The sequence below is a fragment of the Arthrobacter sp. cf158 genome (genome assembly GCF_900106835.1).
In the GTDB taxonomy this organism is placed as follows: Bacteria; Actinomycetota; Actinomycetes; order Actinomycetales; family Micrococcaceae; genus Arthrobacter.
Window position 1 is genome coordinate 364,027 of sequence record NZ_FNNR01000003.1, and the last position, 24,611, is coordinate 388,637.

Sequence of the window (24,611 nt, forward strand, 5' to 3'; positions counted from 1 at the left end):
ATTACAGCAAGTTCTTACCCTAGCTAAGATTCAAGGATTTCGCCGGTGGTCATATTGACAGCGGGAACCGTTTCTCCAGCGTCATCCGTGGTACCGAGGTGCTGGACCACGGCAGCGGCCAACGCTGGCCCGATTCCCTTGGCGGACGTGAGTTCTTCCACAGACGCTGCCTTGATCTTCTTCAGCGAACCAAAGTGCGCCACCAGGGCCTTGCGCTTGGCTTCCCCCAAACCCGGTACACCGTCCAAGGCCGAGACCGTCATGGCCTTTCCGCGCTTCTGCCGGTGGAACGTGATGGCGAAGCGGTGGGCTTCGTCGCGAATCCGCTGCAGGAGATACAGGCCTTGCGATGTCCTGGGCAAAATGACGGGGAAATCGCTGTCGGGAAGCCAGACCTCCTCCAGCCGTTTGGCGAGGCCCACGACATAAACGTCGTCGATTCCCAGCGCCGCCAGGGCGCGGGCAGCAGCATTGACCTGCGGTTGGCCACCGTCCACCACCACCAGGTTTGGCGGATAGGCGAACTTCGCCTTGGGTGCCGGCATGGAAGGGTCCGACGTCGGCGCGTCACCCGCGCTCCGGGCCCCGGCTCGCGTCGGATTGACGATCTCGCCCGAGACGACGGGGACCTGGGCGGCCTTGTCTGTGAGGTAGTGCCGGAACCTACGCGTCAGGACGTCGTGCATGGCCGCGGTGTCATCGGCCGCAGCCGGGCCCGTAATGGAGAACTTGCGGTAATCGGACTTCTTCGGGAGTCCGTCTTCCACCACCACCATGGATGCCACCACGTTGGTGCCTTGGACGTGGGAAATATCAAAGCATTCGATGCGAAGCAGCGGCACCGGAATTTCCAAAGCTTCCTGTAGCTCCTGGAGTGCCACGGAACGGACGGTGATGTCTCCGGCGCGGCGCGTCTTGTGCAGTTTGAGGGCTTGCTCGGCGTTTTCGCGGACAGTGGACATGAGCGCTGCCTTGTCACCGCGCTGCGGTACGCGGATATCCACCTTGGCGCCGCGGAGTCCCCCTAACCACTCGCTGAGTTCGGCGTGGTTGCTCGGGTTTTCCGGTACCAGGACTTCCCGTGGGATCCGGCCCTGGACTTCGCTGTCTTCACCGTAGACCTGTTGCAGCAAGTGTTCGATGAGTTCCGGCGTGGTGGCGTCCTCCACCTTTTCCACAACCCAGCCACGCTGGCCCCGGACGCGGCCACCGCGTACATGGAAGACCTGCACGGAGGCTTCCAATTCGTCGTCATGCAGGGCGAAGACGTCTGCATCGGTGTCCTCGGCGAGGACCACGGCGTTGCGTTCAAAGACCTTCCGCAAAGCAATGATGTCGTCCCTGAGGCCGGCTGCGCGTTCATAATCGAGATCGGCTACCGCTGCCGCCATGTCCTTTTCAAGCCGGCTGATGAACCGTTTGGCTTCGCCACCCATGAAGGAACAGAAATCCTCCGCAAGGTCCCGGTGTTCATCCGGAGTGACACGGCCAACGCAAGGGGCCGAGCATTTGTCGATGTATCCCAGGAGGCAGGGCCGTCCGCTGGATTCCGCGCGCTTGAAAACGCCCGCACTGCAACTCCGTACCGGGAAAACCCGCAGCAGGGTATCCATCGTCTCGCGGATGGCGCCAGCTGTGTACGGGCCGAAGTACCGCGTGCCCTTCCTGCGTTCGCCGCGCATGACCTGAACGCGGGGAAATTTCTCCGCCATGGTGACAGCGAGGTAGGGGTAGGTCTTGTCGTCGCGAAACACAACATTGAATCGCGGTTTGAATTCCTTGATCCACGTGTATTCCAACTGCAGCGATTCCAGCTCGCTGCCCACCATGGTCCACTCGACACTGCTGGCTGCGTGGACCATTGCGTGCGTTTTGGGAAGCAGCCCAGCCGGGTTGGCGAAATATGAGTTCAGCCTGGAGCGAAGGTTTTTTGCCTTGCCCACATAGATGACCCGGCCATGGGGGTCGCGGAAACGATAGACGCCCGGGGTGGTGGGAATTTCACCCGTTTGGGGCCGGTAACTTGCTGGATCTGCCACGTTCCCAGTCTAGTGAACCGGACAGACACCCAACGCCACACCACTGCAGACGACGCTGAACGCCTAGTCCACCGACTTGCTCTGGTTGTAGCTGCTGGACCGTTCCTGACCACTGAGCACTGCAATGGCGTCCATGATCTTGTCTGTGACCTCACGGCGCGCGGGCAATGAATGATCCGGCCCGGTCTTATCAAAGTAAAGCGGCTCGCCGACCTTCATGGTGAAGTGCTGGGGGCGTACGGCATTCTTGTCCGCTGGCTGCAGCTTCTCGGTGCCGATCAGTCCCACGGGGATCACGGGCGCACCAGTGGTCAGGGCAAGCCACCCCACGCCGGTGCGTCCACGGTAGAGGATCCCGTCCCGTGAGCGGGTGCCCTCAGGGTAGATACCGATGCCCTTGCCCGCTTCGAGGATGTCCAGCAGGGTCTTGAGCGCCTGCACACTGGCTGCCTGCTCCCCACGCTCCACAGGAATGGAGCCCACTGCCTCAAAGAAGGACTTCATCACGGCGCCCTTGACGCCCTTGGTGGTGAAGTACTCGGCCTTGGCGAAGAAAGCCACCGGGCGGGGCATCAATGCCTGAACAATCACGCTGTCCAAAAAGGACAGGTGGTTGGGGGCAACAATGAAAGGCCCGTCCTTGGGGACGTTCTCCAGGCCAATGACGGTGGGACGGCATGTGGAGGAGATCAGGCCTCGGGTAGTCCATCGGATCGCATCAAAGACTGCCATCGTTTTGTACCTCGCTCAGGGCTGCCGTGCGGACAGCGTCAAGTTCTTCAATTTTGGTGCGCAGCTCACCTGTGGTTGACACAACGGCGACTGCTCCGGCTTCTTCGAGTTCACCATCCGGCGCGAACCCCCAGGTGACGCCGATGCAGTCCAGCCCGTTCGCCATGGCGCCCGCGACGTCCTGGTGCCGGTCCCCCACCATCACGGCCGGTTGGGAATGGAGGTCTGCGAGTGCAGCACCCACGATCTCTACTTTCCCCGACGCAGTATTGGCCCCCAGGGATTCGTCATCAGCCGCTCCACGGATGGAGACAAAGAAATCGGCGATCCCATGGTGCTCCAGGACCAGGCACGCTATGGACTGGGGCTTCTGGGTAGCAACTGCCACAGGCCGGCCGGATTCAGCAAAGAATTCCAGGAGCTCGTAGATTCCCGGATACAACGTGCTTTGGCCGATACCCGTTTCCTTGTAATGGCACCGATACCGCTCAATGGTTTCATCCACCAATTCGCTGGGGACGTTCGCCAAATGCAGCAGCGAATCACTGAGCTTGGGACCCACCATGGAATTCAGGACGGATTGTTCCGGGACCGGGAGATCCATTTCCCGGAGAGCCGCGGAAATGCCTCCCGTGATACCGCCTGCTGGATCGACAAGGGTGCCGTCCAGATCGAATATTACGGGCACCGTTGTTTGAGTCACCGGGTTAGTTTCTCACGAGTAGCGGCATGCCTGAAACTCGCATGCCGCTACTGGAATACTTCCAGGGTCTCGGAGATATTCCCTCGACGGTCTTTTGGCTGCCTTGCGGCAGCTAACCCAGAATCTCAGCCAGGAACGTCGCCGTATGGCTGTCAGTGGATTTAGCCACCTGTTCCGGAGTTCCTGTGGCTACGATCTTTCCGCCACCCGAACCGCCGTTGGGACCCAGGTCCACGATCCAGTCCGCTGACTTGATGACGTCCAGGTTGTGCTCAATGGTGATGACGGTATTGCCCTTGTCCACCAGGCCCTGGAGAACCATGAGCAACTTCCTGATGTCCTCAAAGTGCAGTCCGGTGGTGGGCTCGTCCAGGACGTAGATGCTGCGCCCGTTGGAGCGCTTCTGAAGTTCGGCTGCGAGCTTCACCCTTTGTGCCTCACCACCAGAGAGCGTGGTGGCCGGCTGGCCCAGCCGGACATAGCCAAGACCGACGTCCACCAAGGTGTTAAGGTGCCTGGCGATCGGTGTGAAAGCGGCAAAGAACTCTGCGCCTTCCTCGATCGGCATATTGAGCACATCCGCGATGGTTTTGCCCTTGTAATGAACTTCAAGGGTCTCCCGGTTGTACCGGGCCCCGTGGCACACCTCGCACGGAACATAGACGTCCGGCAGGAAGTTCATTTCAATCTTCAGCGTGCCGTCGCCCGAACATGCTTCGCAACGACCACCCTTGACGTTGAAGGAGAACCGACCGGGCTGATAGCCACGGACCTTGGCCTCGGTTGTCTCCGCGAAGAGCTTGCGGATGTTGTCAAACACGCCGGTATAAGTTGCCGGGTTGGAACGCGGCGTGCGGCCAATAGGACTTTGGTCAACGTGGACCACCTTGTCCAGATGCTCCAAACCCGCAACTGTCCGGTGCCGGCCAGCCACTTGCTTGGCACCATTGAGCTTGTTGGCAAGGACCTTGTAAAGGATCTCATTGACCAGGGTGGACTTGCCTGACCCGCTCACGCCGGTGACGGCGGTGAAGAGTCCCAGGGGGAAGGTAGCGTCAACGTTGTTAAGGTTGTTCTCCCGGGCACCAACAACCTTGAGCTCGCGCTTTTTGTCGTACTTGCGCCGCTTGGTGGGGATGTCGATCTTCCGGCGTCCGGAGAGGTAGTCCCCCGTCAGTGACTCTGTGTTTTCCAAGAGCTCCTTATAGGTTCCGGAGTGCACCACCTGGCCGCCGTGCTCTCCGGCGCCCGGTCCGATGTCCACCACCCAGTCGGCCTCATGGATGGTGTCTTCGTCATGCTCCACCACGATGAGGGTGTTGCCGAGGTCCCGGAGGCGGGTAAGGGTTTCAATGAGCCGGCGGTTGTCCCTCTGGTGCAGTCCGATGGACGGCTCGTCAAGGACGTACAGCACTCCCACCAGGCCCGAGCCGATCTGGGTGGCCAGTCGGATCCGCTGGGCTTCACCACCCGACAAAGTGCCGGAGGGACGCTCAAGATTCAGGTACTCCAAGCCGACATCCAAGAGGAAGGTCAGGCGGGCCTGGATCTCCTTCAGGACCTGGTTGGCGATCTGGGCTTCCCGGTTTGTCAGGGTCAGACTCCCCAGGAACTCTGCGCACTCCCGCATGGGCAAGGCCGCAACCTCGGCGATCGACTTTCCGTTGATGAGCACTGACAACGACGCCGGGTTGAGGCGCGCACCGTTGCACTCAGGGCAGGGAATCTGGCGCATGTACTCTTCGTACCGGTCCCGGGCCCACTCAGAGTCGGTTTCACCGTGCTTCCGGTGGACGTACTGGATGGCACCTTCGAAGCCGGTGCTGTACTTGCGCTCACGGCCAAATCGGTTCTTGTACTGGACAACAACCTTATGGTCCTTGCCATGAAGCACAGTATTGCGGACTTCCTTGGGGAGTTTCTCCCAGGAGGTCTTCATGGAGAAGCCGAGTTCGTGGGCCAGGCCCTCAAGGAGGCGGTTCCAGTACTCGGTGGTCGCGGTGCCCAGCGACCACGGGGCAATGGCACCCTCACCCAGTGAAAGCTCAGGGTTGGGAATGATGAGTTCTTCATCAACTTCAAGCTTGGTACCGATGCCACTGCAGGCAGAGCAGGCGCCGAAGGGGTTGTTGAAGGAAAATGAGCGGGGCTCGATCTCGTCGATCGCCAAGGGGTGCTCATTGGGGCACGCGAGATTCTCAGAGAAAGCCCTGATTCGTTCCGGGTCTCCGGCCTCGAGATCGACGAACTCGACCAATACGCGGCCTTCAGCCAAACCGAGCGCTGTCTCCACAGAATCGGTTAGCCTCTGGCTGATGTCTTCCTTCACCACCAGGCGGTCGACCACAACTTCAATGGTGTGCTTGAACTGTTTGCCCAGCTTGGGAGGCTGGCTCAGCTGAACCAGTTCGCCATCGACGCGTGCCCGGGAGTAACCCTTGGCTGTGAGTTCCTTGAACAGGTCCACAAACTCGCCTTTGCGCCCACGGACAACAGGGGCCAGGACCTGGAAGCGGGTGCCCGTCTCCAGTTCCAGGAGCTGATCCACGATCTGCTGGGGCGTCTGGCGGGCGATTGGCTCACCACAGACGGGGCAGTGTGGACGACCAACGCGGGCCCACAACAACCGCATGTAGTCGTAGATCTCGGTGATAGTGCCCACGGTTGACCGTGGGTTCTTACTGGTTGACTTCTGGTCGATGGAGACAGCCGGGGACAAGCCCTCGATGAAGTCCACGTCCGGTTTATCCACCTGGCCGAGGAACTGGCGCGCGTAGGCGGACAGCGACTCCACGTACCGACGCTGGCCTTCGGCGAAGATGGTGTCGAAAGCCAGGGAGGACTTTCCGGAACCAGAGAGTCCCGTAAACACGATCATGGCGTCGCGGGGAAGGTCCAGGTCCACATTGCGAAGGTTGTGTTCCCGGGCGCCCTTGACCACAAGCCGCGACAGGTCCGGCCTCGCGGGTTTGGTCTCAGGAACTGCAGGGACGCGGTTGGACGATTCGATGGCGGTATCTTCAGCTAAGGCTTTGGGCACTTACCAATGCTAATCGAAAACTTCTTCGAATTTCCATGTCGTGCCTCACACGCTACTGATCGGTATCAATCGGCGTCGTAGGCTGCCGCAAGAAGCTGCACCGCTTCAGCGAATGAAGCACCCTGGGCCTTCGCAGCGGCCGCATACTGTGCAGCGACATCCGCCAGGGCCCCCCAGCGGTCGTCCCTCGCACACACCACCGTGCCGTTGCGGCCGCGGGTAGCCACAACACCCGCTGCTTCCAGTTCCTTGTATGCCCGCGCCACCGTGTGGGGCGCGACATCCAGGACACCTGCCAGATTGCGTACCGGCGGAAGCTTTGCTCCTACAGCCAGGACACCGGAGTCGGCGAGTTCTATGATCCGCAGCCTCAGTTGCTCGAACAGCGCCACCGCGCTGCCGGTATTGGGGCGCCATGTGCCTGGGAATTCTCCTGCGGGGGTCATGATTCGCCCCGACGGAGTGCCGCCACATGAGGCGTTTGTTGTTCGAAGCGTCCTTGGTCCATGCCGAGAATTAGACCAGCGACTCCGCTACGGAACAAGCCATCCCGGCGCACCAAAGCCCTCGCTGCGGGAAGAGAAGCTGCGGCGTCGCTCATGCGTTCTTTCGTGCCACGGCAAAAATCCGCCGGAAGGAAAAGACCGTTCCGTGGGCTGTGGCCGGATAGGCCTCACGCAGCATCGCCGAGTACTCCTGTTCGAAGTCGGCTGACTCCTCCCGGGACAGGGCCGCCAGGACCGGTCGAAGCCCCGTACCGCGGACCCACTGCAGGACCGGGTCCTCGCCCGGCAGTACCTGCTGATAGGTGGTCTCCCACGCGTCAGCCGAGCAGCCGGCGTCGAGCATGATGCCCAAGTAGTCCGCAGGACTGCCTACTGCATCGTCATGCCGCAGCACGCCGTTCAACCGTGACGCCCATTGGGGTGACTCGGCCAGTTGGCGCATGAGTGTGTGGGACGGCGACGTGAAATTCCCGGGGACCTGCAGGGCAAACCATGCACCAGGTTTAAGCGAGCGCAACCATCCCCCCAACATCTCCTGGTGGCCCGGCACCCACTGAAGCGCGGCATTGGTGACAACAACATCGGTATCGGCATCCGGTGCCCACGTTGCAATGTCGCCTTGCGCGAACTCCAGTCTGCCGGACTGCTCCCCGCTAGTGGTCGCTTTGACCAGCGACTCAGCCTGGAGCAGCATCTCCTCCGACGAATCAATGCCCATCACGCGGGCATCCGGCCAGCGCTCTGTCAACGTGGCGGTCAGGTTTCCGGGACCACAACCGAGATCCACCACCTTCCTGGGCCCGCTGGACTGGACCCTTCCGAGGAGGTCATGGAATGGCCGGTCACGATGATTGCCGAACTCCACATATTTGTTCGGATCCCACTTCATTAGAGCCTCCTCGGATCTGGCTTCGCTGCTGGGCCGAGCCTAAACCGTGCGGGCACTAAGCTGGAAACCAATGAAACTTCTTGAGCAGCTCCCCGGTTCCACCGCCACCGGCCCGTTGGACCCGGACGAAATCTACACACGGTTCGTGCAGTGGACGGAGAGCCGCGGGCTGCAGCTGTATCCAGCGCAGGACGAAGCGATCATGGAACTCGCTTCCGGTGCCAACGTCATCCTCGCCACCCCCACAGGTTCCGGAAAATCGCTGGTGGCCATTGCAGCCCATTTTGAGGCGATGGCACGCGGTCAGCGGAGCTATTACACGGCCCCCATCAAGGCTTTGGTGTCGGAAAAGTTCTTTGCGCTCTGCGACATCTTCGGCGCCGAGAACGTAGGCATGATCACGGGTGATTCCGGGGTAAACCAGGACGCCCCCATTATTTGCTGTACGGCGGAGATCCTCGCCAACATTGCCCTCCGCGAAGGCGCATCGGCTGAACTCGGTTCCGTCATCATGGATGAGTTCCATTTCTACTCAGACCCTCAGCGCGGTTGGGCCTGGCAGGTTCCCTTGTTGGAACTCCCCCAAGCGCAGTTTCTCCTGATGTCAGCCACCTTGGGAGATGTGAGCCGTTTCGAAACAGGACTGACTGAGTTGACGGGCCGGACCACCACGACTGTGAGCTCCGCCGAACGTCCCATTCCGCTGCACCACTACTACCACCTGACCCCTGTGCACGAGACACTTGAGGAACTGCTTTCCACCAAGCAGGTTCCCGTCTATGTGGTGCACTTCAGCCAGGCAGAAGCCATTGAGCGTGCGCAGAATCTCATGAGCATCAACATGTGCAGCCGCGCGGAGAAGGACCGCATCGCGGAACTGATCGCAGGGTTCAGGTTTGCCGCTGGATTCGGGAAAACCCTCAACAGGTTGGTCCGCCACGGAATTGGCGTCCATCACGCAGGAATGCTGCCCAAGTACCGCCGTCTGGTGGAGCAGCTTGCCCAAGCCGGGCTCCTGAAGGTCATCTGCGGTACAGACACTCTGGGGGTGGGCATCAATGTGCCCATCCGGACAGTGCTGCTGACCGCTTTGAGCAAGTACGACGGCGTACGCACCAGGTCTCTTAACTCCCGCGAGTTTCACCAGATTGCCGGACGTGCCGGCCGTGCCGGCTACGATACCGCGGGCACCGTGGTTGTCCAGGCGCCCGATCACGTGGTGGAAAATACCAAGGCCATGGCGAAGGCAACCGCCAAGTTTGGCGATGACCAGAAGAAGTTGCGCCAAGTGGTGAAGAAGAAGCCTCCAGAGGGTTTCGTGTCGTGGGGCGAACCCACCTTCAAGCGTCTGGTTGAATCCGTACCAGAGCCCTTGACCTCCAGCTTCACGGTCACGCACGCTATGTTGCTCAACCTGATGGAGCGTCCGGGAGACCCCTTCCAGGCAACCCGCCGCCTTCTTAGCGAGAACCACGAGAGCCGCCCCGCACAGCTTCGGCTCATGAAGAAGGCGCTGGGGATCTACCGCGAACTGCTGGCCGCTGGTGTGGTGGAACGCATTCCGGAGGAGGAACAGGAGGCGGAGGGCCGGTCCGTACGCCTGACGGTCCATCTGCAGGCCAACTTCGCCCTGAACCAACCGCTTTCGCCCTTTGCACTGGCTGCGCTGGAATTGCTCGATCCGGAATCGCCGTCGTACGCCTTGGACGTCGTCTCAGTCATCGAATCGACGCTGGAGAAGCCGCGCCAGATTCTTTCGGCTCAACAGAAGAAAGCCCGCGGTGAGGCAGTTGCCGCCATGAAGGCCGATGGCATCGAATACGAGCAGCGCATGGCCATGCTGGATGAAGTCACCTACCCCATGCCTTTGGCGGAGATCCTCGGCGAAGCATTTGAGGTGTACCGTAAGGCCGCACCGTGGGTAGGCGACTTCGAGCTCGCGCCCAAATCGATCATCCGTGACATGTACGAGCGCGCCATGAACTTTGGTGAGTTCGTTCAGTTCTACGGCTTGGCCCGCTCGGAGGGCATCGTCCTGAGGTATCTGGCGGACGGCTTCCGGGCCCTTCGGCAGACCGTACCCCAGGACTCGCTCCGTGAGGATCTTGAGGACCTCATCGCGTGGCTGGGTGAGTTGGTCCGCCAAGTGGATTCGAGCTTGCTGGATGAGTGGGAAGAGCTCACATCCGGGCTGGCACCCACGCCGCATGACGCTCCCCCGCCCCCGCCACCACTCTTGACCGCCAACATCAGGGCCTTCCGTGTGATGGTGCGCAACGAGATGTTCCGCAGGGTTGAACTCTTTGCGGACGAGGACTCCGCTGCCCTGGGCGAACTCGACGCCGATGCGGGCTGGGACGCCGAACGGTGGGAAGAGGTCCTGGACGACTACTTCGACGAACACGACGACATTGGGACCGGTCCCGACGCCCGCGGTCCCGGACTCCTGATTATCACCGAGGGTCCCGGCATGTGGAAGGTCCGGCAGATCTTCGATGACCCGGCGCGCCATCACGACTGGGGTATCTCGGCCGATGTGGACTTGGCGGCATCTGATGAGAGCGGCACCGCAGTGGTCCGCGTCACGGACGTCAACAGGTTGTAGGCCCGGTCGCCGTGGAAGCCGTACCGGACGTGGCAGCCGGCCTGCAGGAGTTGCAAGCTTTCCGCAGGGAGCAGCCGGCTCCCTGCACAGGTCCACGTACATGGTGGGGCGGCCCCTTGGACGTCGAAGGACTGGCTCTGGGATCGGTTCAACTGGCAGCCACGGCGCTTAACGCACTCACGGGTTCGTCCGGCAGGTACTCAGTGGCCGCTGGGCCGACGGCGGCATCTTTCGACTCGCTGGGCCATCTCCTGATCTCAGACCGCAAGGCGCAGGGTTTCGCCCCGTTGTCCGGCTTCCGGGCCACCGCGGACGGCTGGATCCGCCTTCACGCGAACTACCCGCACCACGCTTCCCGGCTGATGAAGGCTCTCAAGGCAACCGGCCCGCAGGATGTGGACCGTACCCTTGGCTCCATGACGTCCCAGGAAGCCGAGGACATCATCGTTGCGCACAAGGGTGTGGCAGCGGCCGTGCGCTCGAGGGCGGAGTGGAAGGCGACGCCCATGTTCCGTGCCGCCACTGAAGGTTCTTGGGTGGTCGTGTCCCGTCCCGCCGGGCTGCGAGAGAGCCAGCGCCCGTCGTCATGGGTGCCTTCGAACGATCCGCACCGCCCCCTGGCTGGCTTGCGGGTACTGGACCTGACCCGGGTCATCGCCGGACCTGCGGCCACCCGGTTGCTCGGCGCCTTGGGCGCCGACGTTCTGCGCATAGATCCACCGGCACTTCCAGAGTTGACCGATGCCTTCATAGACATGGGGTTCGACAAGCGCAGTGCTGAGATTAGCCTGGAAGATCCCGATGCGTTGGCTGCAGTTCTGAGGCTGGCCCGCACGGCGGACGTCATCGTGACGGGGTACCGCAACGGCGGTCTGGACAGATTCGGCTTGGGCTCCGAGGCCCTGCTGGCAGAAAGGCCGGATGCCGTGGTGGTCGCCTTGACGGCGTGGGGAAGCACCGGGCCATGGAGCAGGCGCCGGGGCTTCGACAGCCTGGTTCAGGCGGCCTCCGGTATTGCCCACCACTACGGTCAGGATCACGACGGCGGTTGGAGACCAGGCGCGCTGCCCGTCCAGGCCCTGGACCATGCCACTGGGTACGGGCTTGCTGCCGCAGCCTTGGCCTTGCTGGCTGAGCGGCTGAGCACCGGGAGTGGTGGGTCCGCGAAACTCTCGCTGGCACGCACAGCAGAAGAGCTCTTCCAGTTAACTCCTGCCCCGGTATCCGCCCCATCCATTCAGCCGCCCCGGCCGGAGTATTTTGAGGTGGCGAGCCCCTACGGGCCGCTCCGCCATGTGGGGCCGCCGTTGATGGTGGACGGTAAGCCCCTGCTGTACGGCAAAGCCCCCGTGCGGTACGGAACGTCTGCTTTGGGGTGGCAATAGCAGGCAGGGGCGGGAGGAAGCGCGGCGGTCCTAGTAAGCTCGAATGCATGAGTGTAATCCGCCCGGCCACTGTCGAAGACGTTCCTGCAATCCTGCGCATGATTCATGATCTTGCGATCTATGAGAAGGAGCCGGACGCAGTCAGGAACACTCCGGAGATGCTCACTGACGTCCTCTTTGGCGGGAACCCCCGCGTGTACGCCACGATTGCGGAAAACAGTGCCGGGACGGTGCAGGGCTTCGCGCTCTGGTTCCTGAACTACTCCACGTGGGAGGGCGTCCACGGCATTTACCTTGAGGACCTCTACGTAGTCCCCGAGGCCCGTGGCGAGGGCCACGGCAAGGCCCTGTTGCAGCATTTGGCTGCGACCGCCGTCGAACGCGGTTACGCTCGGGTGGAATGGAGTGTCCTTAACTGGAACGAGCCCTCCATCAATTTCTACAAGAACCTCGGTGCCTTCCCGATGGAGGAATGGTCCACGTTCCGCCTGACGGGCGGTGCACTTGAAGCATTCGGCGGTGCCACTGCCCAGGGCAGCCACGAGCAGGCCGGCGGGACCCAGCCCAGCGAGGCAATGGCCCGTGGCTGAGCCGCACGTCTCCCCCGCTGTTCATGACGTCCGTGCCCGCCACGAGTTCCGTGGACTCCGAACGGCGGAACACTTCTTCACTGTTCCTTTGGTCCATCCGCCCGCGGAAGGTCAGGGTACCAGCGAAACCATCAAGGTCTTCGCCCGCGAGTACTCTTCAACGGAGCATTCTGCCGAAGCGGCTGCGAGGCTTCCGTGGCTTCTGTTCCTCCAGGGCGGACCTGGTGGGCGGGGTAACCGGGTCACCTCGTTGTCCGGGTGGATGAAGGCCGCCGCAAAGGACTTCCGCATCCTGATGCTCGACCAACGGGGTACAGGCTTGTCCACACCCATTGAGCGGCAGTCCCTGGAACTGCAGGGAGACGCCGCGGCCCAGGCAGAGTACCTGACCCATTTCCGGGCAGATTCAATCGTGGCCGACGCCGAGTACATCCGGCAGGTTCTGGGCTCCCCGCCGTGGTCGGTCCTGGGTCAGAGCTTTGGCGGATTCTGCGCTTTGACGTATCTGTCGTTCGCGCCGGAGGGACTGCGCGAGGTGCTGATCACCGGTGGGCTGGCGCCACTCCATGGCCCAGCGGACCGTGTGTACCAGGCCACCTTCCGACGCGTGGCAGCACGGAATGCCGAGTATTTCTCGTGGTATCCCGAGGACCGGGAGAAACTCACGCGGATCATTCGCCATCTGGAACAGCAACCCGAATTCCTTGCCAGCGGCGAGCGACTGACACCGGAACGGTTCCAGATGGTGGGATCTTACCTGGGCGGCAACACCCGGGTGGACGCACTGCACTACCTCCTGGAGGACGCATTCATCACCACGGCGTCCGGTGAGCGGCTGTCCGAAGCGTTTCTTGAGCAGGTGCGGGGACTCGTCAGCCGGGCCAGCAACCCGCTGTATGCGGTTCTGCACGAATCGATTTATGGCCAGGATGAGGCAACAAACTGGGCAGCATGGCGTGTGCTGGAGGACTTTCCCGAGTTCACGCCGGAGGCTGAGGAGCCCTTGCTGACGGGCGAAATGGTCTATCCGTGGTACTTCGAGCAGGATCCTTCGCTTTCACCTCTGCGCGAGGTGGCCGAACGGCTGGCGGCCAAGAAGGACTGGAAGCCGTTGTATGACATCGAGCGGCTGGCTGCGAACACGGTTCCCACTGCTGCGGCCGTGTACAAAGACGACATTTACGTGGACCACGATCTCTCCTTGGAGACCGCTGCCGCTGTGCGGGGACTGCAACCCTGGGTGACCTCCGAATTCCACCATGACGGGATCGGCGAAGATGGCGAAGGCATCTTCGGGCGCCTCTTCGGTATGGTGCGGGCCACGCGCTAGCCGGTGGTCCGGCGCGCTCCCATGACGGCCGCCAGAGCAAGCACCGCAGCGGCGATCACGCTGGAAGCGATGTTCAGTCCTTGGTAGCCGATCCAGGCCAGAAGCAGGCCCGAGGTGGCGCCGCCGACTGCACCGGCGGCGCCCATCAGCGTATCCGATACGCCCTGCACGGTGACCCGTTGGTCGGGTGCCACGCTCTCCGCCAACAAGGTTGAGCCGGCAATAGTCGCAGCGGACCAGCCCAACCCGAGCAGAATCAGCCCGGCAGTCACCAGTACGGGCTCGTGCTGGCCGAAGCCGGCGACGAACACCGCCAGCAGCAGGAGACCGTGCCCCATGGCGATGGTCTGCAGGCGCCCGGCCTTATCCGTCAGCCACCCCCACAGCGGCGACAAAGCGAACATCCCGGCAATGTGCAGCGAAATGGTCACTCCTATGATCACCAGGGCGTCCGTGCTGTCGCTGGTACCGCCGTGGTGTCCTTGGTGGGTTCCTCCCACAAGCTGCTGCAAGTGAAGAGGTGTCATGGACATGACGGCCACCATGACACCGTGGGCGGCAACTACGGCAGCCAGGGCCAGCAATGCCTGCGGCGATGACCGGACTGCTCGCAGGCCGGATCGGATGGTGCCCCTGATGGGGGGATTTCCCAGGTCCCCGCCCTTGAGGGCGTCCGAGGCCAAGCGCCGGGACAACAGCAGCGGATCCGGCCTCAGACCAGCAAAAAGGACTACGGCCGCCAAGAGCAGCCCTGCTGCAGAAAAGACAAACGGACCAGCGATGGGCGGCAGGCCAAGTGCCGCCCCCACGGCTGCCCCCGGTTGGATCAGGTTGGGCCCGGCCACAGCTCCTATGGTGATGGCCCAGACGACTGTGGACAGTGACCGTCCGCGGCGCTCCGGTTCGGCGAGGTCGACGGCGGCAAACCTCGCCTGGAGGTTCGCCGCAGTCCCCAGGCCCAGGAACGCTGCGCCCAGCAACAGCAAGGGGAATGCTTGGGCCGTGACAGAGCCGATGACCAGCAGTGCACCCATCATTGCGGCCAGCAACCCGGTGACCAGCCCCACGCGCCGTCCACGTGCCTCGGCCAACCTCGCCAGTGGCAAAGCCGTAACAGCTGCTGCCAAGGTCAGCACCGTTGTGATGGAACCCGCCCAGGCTTCGGAACCCGACAGATCCACGGCCAGCAACGAGCCTATGGAGAGGGTGGCTCCATTTCCAATACCGCTGAGCAGCTGGGCCGAACCAAGAAGGAAAACAGTACGGCGCTGAACCCGTTGAGGGTCCAGCGCCGTAGAAGAGGTGGTAGTCACTTCACGAGACTACAACGTCCAGGAGTCAGTTACTCGGCTTCGCTCATGCTCTTTTGTGCGTCCTTTTCCAGACGGGCGTCGAGCTTGGCCTGGCGGGCTGCCGGACTCAGGAGGCTGGCAACAACCGCCACGATGATGGTGCCAACAATGACCGCCAGGGAAACGTAGGTGGGGATCTCCGGAGCCCACTCGATGTGGTGGCCGCCGTTGATGAACGGGAGCTCATTGACGTGCATGGCATGAAAGACCAGCTTGACGCCGATGAACGCCAGGATGACGGATAGTGCGTGCTTCAAGTACACCAAACGGGTCATCAGGCCACCAAGAAGGAAGTACAGCTGGCGCAGGCCCATCAGCGCGAAGATGTTGGCCGTGAACACAATGAACGCGCTCTGGGTAAGCCCGAAGATCGCGGGGATGGAGTCAACCGCGAACAGGAGGTCGGTCAGGCCGATGGTGATGAAGACGATCAGCATCGGGGTGAAGACCTTCTTGCCCTCCACCACGGTACGGATCTTGTTGCCATCGAACTTCTCGGACATCGGAAGGACTTTACGAAGACGGGCGATCAGCGGGTTCTCGGCACCCTCTTCTTCGTCCTCGCCGGAATCCTTGGCCTGCTTCCATGCAGTCCACAAGAGGAACGCACCGAAGATGTAGAACACCCAGCTGAACTGTTCGATCACCACAGCGCCAAGGGCGATGAAGATACCGCGGAGGATCAGCGCGATGATGATGCCCACCATCAGCACTTCCTGCTGGTACTTACGGGGCACAGAGAAGCGGGCCATGATGATGATGAAGACAAACAGGTTGTCGATACTGAGGCTGTACTCAGTGACCCAGCCGGCGATGAACTGGCCGCCGTATTCATGGCCGGCAAAGAAGAACATGGCAACTGCAAAGATCAGTGCCAAGGCGACATAGAAGCCGACCCAGAGGCCCGCTTCCTTCATGGAAGGTTCATGGGGACGCTTGACGACCAACAGGAGGTCGATCAGCAGGATGATTCCGAGGACGACAAAGGAGCCGACCTCAAACCAGACGGGAAGCTGCATTAAAGGTGCCTTTCGCAGGGTACGGGAAAGCGGTGTAAGTCTCTCCGGCCTGCCAGGGTGCGGTGAATGCAAATGTTGGCGGCCCGCTAGATCCGGCGAGGCATCTGTGCCTTGCGTGCTGACGGACGTAGCGCTTGGGATACTCCCCTACGTGACCTCAACCTTACCTTAGGCGTGCCCTGCGGACTGCATCTGCCGCAATTCGCGCTTCAACTCCTTGACTTCATCACGGATCCTTGCGGCAACTTCGAACTGAAGTTCGGCAGCAGCGCCATGCATCTGTTCGGTCAGTTGCTCAATGAGGCCCACCAGATCCTCCGCCGGCGCTGCGGCAAGTCCGTCCTGCCGAACAGTCGCTGCACCCTTTGCGGCCGACTTTCCACGCTTCCCACCCTTGGCGAGCCGGTTATTGTTGAGCAGCTCCTGGGTGTCGGCGTCTTCCTTGGCCAACTGATCGGTGATGTCGGCGATCTTTTTCCGCAGCGGCTGGGGGTCGATCCCATGGTCAGCATTGTACTGAACCTGGATGGCCCGGCGGCGATTGGTTTCTTCGATGGCGTGGGCCATGGAGTCGGTGATCCGGTCCGCATACATGTGGACCTGGCCCGAGACGTTACGCGCGGCACGGCCGATGGTCTGAATCAGTGACGTTGAGGAGCGGAGGAATCCTTCCTTGTCCGCGTCGAGGATGCTCACGAGGGATACCTCGGGCAAATCCAGACCTTCGCGGAGCAGGTTGATGCCCACCAGGACATCGAAGACGCCCATCCGGAGTTCCCGGAGGAGTTCCACTCGCCGGAGAGTATCGACGTCGGAGTGCAGGTACTCCACCTTGACGCCGTGCCCCACAAGGTAGTCGGTGAGGTCCTCGGCCATTCGCTTGGTCAACGTCGTGACCAGGACGCGCTCGTTCTTTTCGGTGCGGGTCCTGATCTCACCCAGCAGGTCATCGATCTGGCCCTTGGTGGGTTTGACCACAACCTCGGGGTCGATGAGACCGGTGGGGCGAATGATCTGCTGGACGTAGCCATCGGCCTTGCCGAGCTCGTATTTTCCAGGTGTTGCGGACAGGTACACCGTCTGGCCGATGCGTTCCAGGAATTCGTCCCATTTAAGGGGCCGGTTATCCATGGCCGAGGGCAGTCGGAAGCCGAAGTCCACAAGGTTCCGTTTGCGGGACATGTCGCCTTCATACATGGCGCCGATCTGCGGAATGGTCACGTGCGATTCATCGACCACCAGCAGGAAGTCGTCCGGGAAGTAATCAATGAGGCAGTGCGGTGCGGTCCCCGGATTACGTCCGTCAATGTGAACCGAGTAGTTCTCGATGCCATTGCAGAAGCCCATCTGCTGCATCATTTCCAGATCGTAGGTGGTGCGCATCCTGAGCCTTTGCGCCTCCACCAGCTTGTTCTGGCCTTCGAGGACCTTCAAACGATCGGCCAGCTCGTCCTCGATGCGCTTGATCGCACGGGCCATCCGTTCCGGACCGGCCACGTAGTGCGACGCCGGGAACACGTACATCTCCTCTTCATCCCTGAGCACCTCGCCAGTCAGGGGGTGCAGCGTCTGGATGTTCTCAATCTCATCGCCGAAGAATTCGATCCTGATGGCGAGTTCCTCGTACATCGGGATGATCTCCACAGTGTCCCCCCGAACGCGGAAGGTGCCCCGGTGAAAGTCCATGTCATTGCGGGCGTACTGCATGGAGACGAACTTCCGGAGGAGGTGGTCGCGGTTCATCTCGGCACCCTTGCGCAAGGTCACCATTCCGGCGATGTATTCTTCCGGTGTGCCCAAACCGTAGATGCAGGAAACAGTAGCCACCACAATCACATCGCGACGAGTGAGCAACGCATTGGTGGCAGAGTGGCGCAGCCGTTCGACTTCCTCGTTGATGGAGGAGTCCTTTTCGATGAAGGTATCGGTCTGTGCGACGTACGCCTCAGGCTGGTAGTAGTCGTAATAGGAGACGAAGTACTCCACCGCATTGTTGGGCAGGAGTTCACGGAACTCATTAGCCAGCTGCGCGGCGAGGGTTTTGTTCTGGACCATCACCAGGGTGGGGCGCTGCACCTGTTCGATCAGCCACGCGGTGGTGGCGCTCTTACCGGTACCAGTAGCGCCGAGGAGGACCACGTCCTTTTCACCGTTGTTGATTCGTTCCGTCAGTTCTGCAATGGCGGTGGGCTGATCACCGGCGGGCTTGAACTCGCTGATCACTTCGAAAGGCGCGACGACGCGGTTGATTTCCTGGGCAAGGCTCATAAAACCAATCTACCCCCGCCCCAGGACAGCTACTGTCCGCGTTTGCCTTCAGCAGAAGACATATAAGACGGCGGACGCCAGTCGGTGCGATTGGCCCACTCATCCATGAGCGGCCAGGCAACCTCGGTGAACCAGGGCTCTTTCGCCTCCGCGTAGGCAGCCGTACCCTCACCCCCCGCATGCTGGGCAGTGAGTTCGCGTTTGTGGGCCTCATACGCAGCGTGCGCCTGCGGTTCTGCCCGCAACCAATCGCGGAAGAGCAGTGCATAGTGCCAGCCGCGGGACCCCACAGCACGGACGTGCAGGTTCACCGCCCTCCCCGGATCCGCATTCGCATGAAACCTCTTCTGCCACTGTTCAGGGTTGGGTTCGTTTGGCATTGGCGTGTCCCCTGTAATTCCCGGCACGGCCGGAAATCCCACCTCGGCGAGCAGTGGAGCTATGCGGTCAGCCGATTCAAGATCAGTCACAGCAACTTGGAGATCAATCACGTCCTTGGCGGCCAGGCCCGGCACCGATGTTGACCCAATGTGATCAACGGCCACAATGTCATCGGGTGCGGCCGCAGTTACCCGGGCTGCAAGTCGATTGGCCTGCGCGGCCCACTCACTGTTCGATGCGGCCAACACGGGGCCTGCGTGGCGGGCGGCCCTGACACCGCGGCCCAGGTTCTCCGCGAAAGGCAGCAGGCGCTGCTCCCATAGCGCATCAACTCTGGCCAGCAACTCTTCAGGACTCCCCACGTTGTCCAGCAAGACGTCGGCAGCGGCGTTGCGCTCTGGGCGTGTGGCCTGCGATGCGATCCTGGAACGGGCGTCTTCCGGTGTCATGCCCCGCATTTTCACCATGCGTTCGACGCGAACGTCCTCCGGTGCATCCACCACAAGGACCAGATGGAAATTGCTGCCTTGCCCGGTTTCTACCAATAGTGGGATGTCCTGGACCACGATGTCACCGGCAGAAGCTCCAGCAACGAGTGCGGCCGCGGTTTCCCGGACCAACGGATGGATGATGCTGTTGAGAACCTCGCGCTGCGACGGGTCGTGGAAAACGATGGAGCCAAGCTTGGGCCGGTCCAGCCGGCCGTCACGGTCCAGGACGCCTGGCCCGAATGCCTCCACAACACGCGCCAGCCCAGGAGTTCCTGGTTCGACCACTTGCCGGGCAATGAGGTCCGCGTCGATGAGGAGCGCACCCAATTCCTGCAACCTGGATGCCACCAGTGATTTCCCTGAGGCGATGCCGCCCGTCAGCCCGATCTTCAGCACTCCTCAACACTAGACTGAAGCGGTGGAAAATGAGGAAGACAGCCGTGCGACCACCTACACGACTCTGTCGGCAGGCCAAGACTTCCGCCACGAGCTGGAAATACGCCGGTCGCGCTTCATCACTGTTCTCCGGCGGTCCCCGGATGAGGAAACTGCCCGCTCCCTGGTATCGGAACTCCGACGTGAATTCCACGACGCCCGCCATCACTGCTCGGCCTTCGTCATTGGCCCGGACCGGATGGTTCAACGATCCAGTGATGATGGCGAGCCTTCGGGCACGGCCGGCATCCCCATGCTCGAAGCTCTTATCAAACGCGAGGCAGCACCGGGGGTCACCGACCTCAGTGACGTGAGTGCCGTCGTCGTGCGCTATTTCGGTGGGATTCTCCTAGGTGCCGGTGGGCTGGTTCGGGCCTACTCCGAATCCGTGTCGGCAGCCTTGGATGGTGCGCCGTTGGTGCAGCGACGCCGGTTGCGGCTGTGTGCCGTGGATGTTCCCCACGCCGAGGCGGGGCGCCTGGAAAATGAGCTTCGCAATGCCGGGTACGTCATGGCGGAGACCGGTTATGAGGCAGCGCATGCCGTTCTGCGAATAGCCCTGCCCGACGAAGCGGCAGCCGTTGCAGAAGCCCACTCGCGGGTGGCATCCCTGACCGCGGGAACGGCGGTACTCACGCCCCAGGGCACGGAATGGATAGATGTCCCCCACTGAACAAGAAACCGTTTTTGGGCCTAACTGGTGGACTTAATACAGAAGGACCCCTGCCCGGAGGCAGGGGTCCTTCTTTGGCTATTCAGCACATCCCCGGAGGGGAGGCAGAATTAGTTGCCGGTCAGCTTCTCACGCAGTGCAGCGAGGGCTTCGTCAGACGCCAGGGTGCCAGCGTTGGACTCAGCAGCAGCCGGCTCCGAGGAGTAGCTCGTGGTGCCGGAATCGCTCTCACCGGACGTTGCAGCAGCAGCGTCGTCAGCAGCGTGCTGGGCAACCTGCTTCTTGTGGGCTTCCCAGCGGGTCTGGGCGTCAGCGTACTGCTGCTCCCAAGCTGCACGCTGGTTCTCGTAGCCCTCGAGCCATTCGTTCGACTCGGGGTCGAAACCCTCGGGGTACTTGTAGTTGCCCTCTTCGTCGTACTCGGCGGCCATGCCGTACAGAGCGGGATCGAACTCGGTGCTGTCAGCGTCAACGCCCTCGTTAGCCTGCTTGAGGGAGAGGGAGATGCGGCGACGCTCGAGGTCGATGTCGATGACCTTGACGAACAGTTCGTCGCCAACGGAGACAACCTGCTCTGCGAGCTCCACGTGGCGGACAGCCAGCTCGGAGATGTGCACGAGGCCTTCGATGCCGTCTTCGACGCGAACGAACGCACCGAACGGAACCAGCTTGGTGACCTTACCCGGAACAACCTGGCCGAGGGCGTGGGTGCGGGCGAAGGTCTGCCACGGATCTTCCTGCGTAGCCTTGAGCGACAGGGAGACACGCTCGCGGTCCAGATCCACTTCGAGGACCTCGACGGTGACTTCCTGGCCAACCTCGACAACCTCGGACGGGTGGTCGATGTGCTTCCAGGACAGCTCGGAAACGTGAACGAGGCCGTCTACGCCGCCCAGGTCCACGAAGGCACCGAAGTTGACGATGGAGGAAACGACGCCGGGACGAACCTGGCCCTTTTCCAGCTTGTTGAGGAACGTGGAGCGAACCTCGGACTGGGTCTGCTCGAGCCATGCACGGCGGGACAGAACAACGTTGTTGCGGTTCTTGTCCAGCTCGATGATCTTGGCTTCGATCTGCTGACCGATGTACGGAGCCAGGTCGCGGACGCGACGCATCTCGACGAGGGATGCGGGCAGGAAGCCGCGCAGGCCGATGTCCAGGATGAGGCCACCCTTGACAACCTCGATGACGGTACCGGTAACGACGCCGTCTTCTTCCTTGACCTTCTCGATGTCGCCCCAGGCGCGCTCGTACTGAGCACGCTTCTTGGAGAGGATCAGACGGCCTTCTTTGTCTTCCTTGGTGAGAACCAAAGCTTCGACCTGATCGCCAACGGCGACGACGTCACCGGGATCAACATCGTGCTTGATGGAAAGCTCGCGGGAAGGGATGACACCTTCGGTCTTGTAACCGATGTCGAGCAGAACTTCGTCGCGGTCGACCTTGACGACGGTACCTTCGACGAGGTCTCCGTCGTTGAAGTACTTGATGGTGGCGTCGACAGCTGCGAGGAAGTCCTCAGCGGTACCGATGTCGTTAATGGCGACTACGGGGGTACCGGGCTTCTCGGTGGAGGTGATGGTCATGTAGTAGGGGCTCCGTTGTGGATAGATAGTCGGTCAGGCAAACCGCTGCCGCCCGGGTCCGGACGGCAGAACACGGCAAATCGCCGGGTCATCCTGATTTGTGGATTAATACAAAATGGATGCATGCACGTAGTACACGCCCGTTTATTCTAGTCGCATTGCCAAAGCGGGGTCAAAAGGAGTGTTACGGCGACAGGACGTCTCCGAGGCGCCCGAAGGAAACTCCCCGGTCAAGCAGCCGCGGCAATGCCCGCGCGTAACCTGCTGCCGTGCCGGCAGCGGGCCGGTTGAAGTGTGAAATAACGATGTCGCCCGGCACCACCTTGCCCACTTCGGTGGCTACGGTGGCCGCTGCGTACGTGGCACCCCCATCGCCGTTGACTGTGAAGTTGACCGGCAGCAAGCCCAGGCGTCGCGTCATTTCCACCGCAACCTCGTCATAGTAAGCAGTCCCGGGCCGGAAGAACCGTGGGGTTTTGCCGCTGAGCTCCTGCATGACGGCCTGGTTGCCCATGAGTTCGTCGTAGGCTGCCGCCGCTGTGGGCGTCCCAGCGATTCCGTACGCGGATTTGCCGTTCACGGAGAGCGGGAGATGCGAGGTGCCATGGTTGGCGAGCTCGAACAACGGGTCCGCCGCCAGCTCCGCCGACAGGGTGGGGTTTGCTTGGATCCAGCGGCTGTTGAGGAAGAGTGTTGCTGGAACCTTGAGCCGCCGAAGGGTTTGCAACAAGACCTCGTCACATCCGGAGCCTCCGGGTCCTCCGCACGCATCGAACGTGAGCACCACCTGCCGGGACTGGGAGTTGTTCACCACGCCCGTCACATGCAGCCCCCATTCCCTGGGCCGCCGCCCCGCGAATTCGGCCAGGATCCCGGCTTTCTCCGGCGCTGCCGCCAGCGTGGACTGTCCTGCTGACTTGGACGGTGCTGCCGGCGCCAAGGCAGCAGCGGCCTGCTCACTGGATTTTGCCGCGATGGACGGGGGCGGCGTGGCTGGCCCCGTGTTCGGGGAACTTCCCGAAGTCTGGTCCGGGGAAGGAACGGCCCGCCCCGGTTCGCTGCCAACGTCCGCGCACGCTGCCAGCGCGGCAGACGCTAAGCCCGCCATTCCAAGCAGCACTGATCGCCGGCCGGCCAACGGCCGCCGCCTGGAATCCCCCATGGATGTCCTTATCTGGTTGTGACTATGTGGTTGTGTTTATTCGGCGCCCTAGAGGCGTGGGTCTAGAAATGGGTAAGGCAATGCGCGGAACGCTCGACGGCAAAAATCTGCTGGGCCTGGAGCGCTGCACCCGGCGTCTTCTCCTGGATCCGCGCAGCGGCGGCCAAGGTCACTGGCGACACCGCACCGAGGTAGATGGATGCGAGGTCTGCGATGTCCATGCTGAGGTGGGGCGCCTCACCTGAGGCATCAGTGACGACGGCGGCAGCACCGGCGTCGGACGTCAGAACAAATGTCCCACCCGCCAAACCCAACGGATCCGTCACTTCCAGCACCAGCCGGCCGGAGGCAGGAAAGCTGCGTGCCTGCAAGGCAGCCGGCGTATCCAGGATCCTCAGCCAGAGCATGTCGCGGATTTCAGAAGCATCAATGCACCGGGGATCCTCGAGCGCCCACGTCAGCGGGTCATCCACAGGTGCCTCGGCCCACGTCACCTCATCAATGAGGTCGATGCTGCCCAGAAAGCGCCAGAGGTCAAGGTAAGCGGCATTGGTGGCCGCAACGATGTCCACGATCTCCATGGTGTATGGCTTGTGGTCCCAGCCCTTGAAGCGATAGGACACGAATCCATCCAGGGTTCCTGAAGGGTCGTAATGCAGGGCGCAACGAACACTGGTATCCGGTTTGCCGTCATGGCCGATCGAACCGGATGCAACCAGACGGTAATACTCCTGGCGGTCAACGGAACCCGGAGAGACCCGCTGGACACGCTCAAATACCTGCGGCGCCACGTCCAGCAGCACTGCAGGATCGGCCACTTCCACGGTGCCGTCCGGCTGTCCCTTGAGCCGGAAGCGCGGGCCCGTATCCACCTTGATGCTCCGCTCAAAAGTGGCAACACCAAAGCCGAAGCGGCCGTAGATGGTGCCTTCGGAAGCCGTGAGGGCAGCCATGGCCAGTCCGTCGTCCTTGGCTGCTTCCAAGTCGGCAGTGATCATCCCACGAAGTATGCCGTTTCGACGATGCGTACCGCGGACTGTCACAGCCGTGACCAGATTGGCTTCCAGTTGGCGGCCGAAGCCTATGTTGAGGGACTTGCGCATGGTGGCGTAGGTGGCCACCGGAACGTCCCTGCCCAAAGAGTGATCCGGCACGCCGCCATTGACGTAGACGCCGGTGAACTCCCGCTTGTCCGTTTGGTACGCCGACAGGGTTTTGGCCAGGTACTCGGCATCGCGCCGTTGCTGGTGGAAGCCGTGCGAAACCGCCTGCACCCAGGTGGTGCAGCGGCTGTAGTCCGCGTCCCCCGGATCGGCTACGGCAGGAAAACGCCGGACGGAGTATTTTTCAAGGTTTGTTTCATTGGGATCAGCCACGTCCTCGAGCCTAGCCAGACGCCGGAGGGCACGCCACCATCTGGGCGGC

The 24,611-nt window shown here is 61.9% G+C and carries 18 protein-coding genes; 5 read left to right on the top strand and 13 right to left on the bottom strand.

The window, feature by feature from the left end; translation table 11 throughout:
- Positions 1 to 23: 23 nt before the first annotated feature.
- From uvrC to BLW08_RS07725, 6 genes are all read right to left on the bottom strand, one after another.
- Positions 24 to 2,039 carry an excinuclease ABC subunit UvrC gene (gene uvrC / locus BLW08_RS07700; protein ID WP_090821310.1) on the bottom strand — a complete coding sequence of 672 codons (2,016 nt, stop codon included), beginning with the start codon at positions 2,037 to 2,039 and terminating at the stop codon, positions 24 to 26.
- Between the two features lie 63 nt (positions 2,040 to 2,102).
- Complete coding sequence (locus tag BLW08_RS07705; RefSeq protein WP_091324209.1) at positions 2,103 to 2,771, bottom strand: lysophospholipid acyltransferase family protein; 669 nt, start codon at positions 2,769 to 2,771, stop codon at positions 2,103 to 2,105.
- Positions 2,758 to 3,474, bottom strand: a complete 717-nt coding sequence (locus BLW08_RS07710) for an HAD hydrolase-like protein (protein WP_091324210.1) — start codon at positions 3,472 to 3,474, stop codon at positions 2,758 to 2,760. Before BLW08_RS07710 ends, BLW08_RS07705 begins: the two co-directional genes overlap by 14 nt.
- Before the next feature lie 112 nt (positions 3,475 to 3,586).
- Positions 3,587 to 6,514 carry an excinuclease ABC subunit UvrA gene (gene uvrA / locus BLW08_RS07715; protein ID WP_091324212.1) on the bottom strand — a complete coding sequence of 976 codons (2,928 nt, stop codon included), beginning with the start codon at positions 6,512 to 6,514 and terminating at the stop codon, positions 3,587 to 3,589.
- Positions 6,515 to 6,579: 65 nt separating this feature from the next.
- A complete protein-coding gene (locus BLW08_RS07720; RefSeq protein ID WP_090821303.1) occupies positions 6,580 to 6,960 on the bottom strand; it encodes a GntR family transcriptional regulator in 381 nt (126 codons plus the stop codon).
- Between the two features lie 151 nt (positions 6,961 to 7,111).
- Positions 7,112 to 7,909: a trans-aconitate 2-methyltransferase gene (locus tag BLW08_RS07725; protein WP_175538613.1), complete on the bottom strand. Its 798-nt coding sequence runs from the start codon at positions 7,907 to 7,909 to the stop codon at positions 7,112 to 7,114.
- A 70-nt stretch (positions 7,910 to 7,979) separates the two neighbouring features.
- On the opposite strand from BLW08_RS07725, the gene BLW08_RS07730 reads away from it, so the two are divergent.
- From BLW08_RS07730 to BLW08_RS07745, 4 genes are read left to right on the top strand one after another with little or no spacing between them, the layout of a single operon-like run.
- Entirely contained in the window at positions 7,980 to 10,514 is a 2,535-nt protein-coding gene (locus BLW08_RS07730) for a DEAD/DEAH box helicase (RefSeq protein WP_091324213.1), read from the top strand.
- A gap of 11 nt (positions 10,515 to 10,525) precedes the next feature.
- Entirely contained in the window at positions 10,526 to 11,899 is a 1,374-nt protein-coding gene (locus BLW08_RS07735) for a CoA transferase (protein ID WP_091324215.1), read from the top strand.
- A 47-nt stretch (positions 11,900 to 11,946) separates the two neighbouring features.
- A complete protein-coding gene (locus BLW08_RS07740) occupies positions 11,947 to 12,489 on the top strand; it encodes a GNAT family N-acetyltransferase (RefSeq protein ID WP_091324217.1) in 543 nt (180 codons plus the stop codon).
- A complete protein-coding gene (locus BLW08_RS07745) occupies positions 12,482 to 13,819 on the top strand; it encodes an alpha/beta fold hydrolase (protein WP_091324218.1) in 1,338 nt (445 codons plus the stop codon). Before BLW08_RS07740 ends, BLW08_RS07745 begins: the two co-directional genes overlap by 8 nt.
- On the opposite strand, the gene BLW08_RS07750 is transcribed toward BLW08_RS07745, so the two are convergent.
- From BLW08_RS07750 to coaE, 4 genes are all read right to left on the bottom strand, one after another.
- Positions 13,816 to 15,132: an MFS transporter gene (locus tag BLW08_RS07750; RefSeq protein ID WP_090821292.1), complete on the bottom strand. Its 1,317-nt coding sequence runs from the start codon at positions 15,130 to 15,132 to the stop codon at positions 13,816 to 13,818. The two genes, BLW08_RS07745 and BLW08_RS07750, sit on opposite strands and share 4 nt — an antisense overlap.
- Positions 15,133 to 15,161: 29 nt before the next feature.
- Positions 15,162 to 16,190: a TerC family protein gene (locus BLW08_RS07755; protein ID WP_090821290.1), complete on the bottom strand. Its 1,029-nt coding sequence runs from the start codon at positions 16,188 to 16,190 to the stop codon at positions 15,162 to 15,164.
- A gap of 168 nt (positions 16,191 to 16,358) precedes the next feature.
- Positions 16,359 to 18,458 (bottom strand): excinuclease ABC subunit UvrB, encoded by a 2,100-nt coding sequence (gene uvrB / locus BLW08_RS07760; protein ID WP_090821288.1) that lies wholly within the window; start codon positions 18,456 to 18,458, stop codon positions 16,359 to 16,361.
- 29 nt (positions 18,459 to 18,487) lie between these two features.
- Entirely contained in the window at positions 18,488 to 19,726 is a 1,239-nt protein-coding gene (gene coaE / locus BLW08_RS07765) for a dephospho-CoA kinase (protein ID WP_091324220.1), read from the bottom strand.
- 22 nt (positions 19,727 to 19,748) lie between these two features.
- Here coaE and BLW08_RS07770 point away from each other — a divergent pair, with 22 nt between their 5' ends.
- Positions 19,749 to 20,438, top strand: coding sequence for an IMPACT family protein (locus BLW08_RS07770; RefSeq protein WP_091324222.1), 690 nt, complete (start codon positions 19,749 to 19,751; stop codon positions 20,436 to 20,438).
- Positions 20,439 to 20,548: 110 nt separating this feature from the next.
- Here the strand turns inward: BLW08_RS07770 and rpsA are convergent, their stop codons facing one another.
- The 3 genes from rpsA to BLW08_RS07785 form a co-directional block, all read right to left on the bottom strand.
- A complete protein-coding gene (rpsA, locus tag BLW08_RS07775) occupies positions 20,549 to 22,024 on the bottom strand; it encodes a 30S ribosomal protein S1 (RefSeq protein ID WP_090821282.1) in 1,476 nt (491 codons plus the stop codon).
- Between the two features lie 184 nt (positions 22,025 to 22,208).
- Positions 22,209 to 23,186, bottom strand: a complete 978-nt coding sequence (locus BLW08_RS07780) for a polysaccharide deacetylase family protein (protein WP_091324223.1) — start codon at positions 23,184 to 23,186, stop codon at positions 22,209 to 22,211.
- A 62-nt stretch (positions 23,187 to 23,248) separates the two neighbouring features.
- The gene (locus BLW08_RS07785) at positions 23,249 to 24,562 is read right to left on the bottom strand and encodes a GNAT family N-acetyltransferase (protein WP_091324225.1); all 1,314 of its coding nucleotides are present in this window, start codon (positions 24,560 to 24,562) and stop codon (positions 23,249 to 23,251) included.
- Positions 24,563 to 24,611 lie beyond the last annotated feature (49 nt).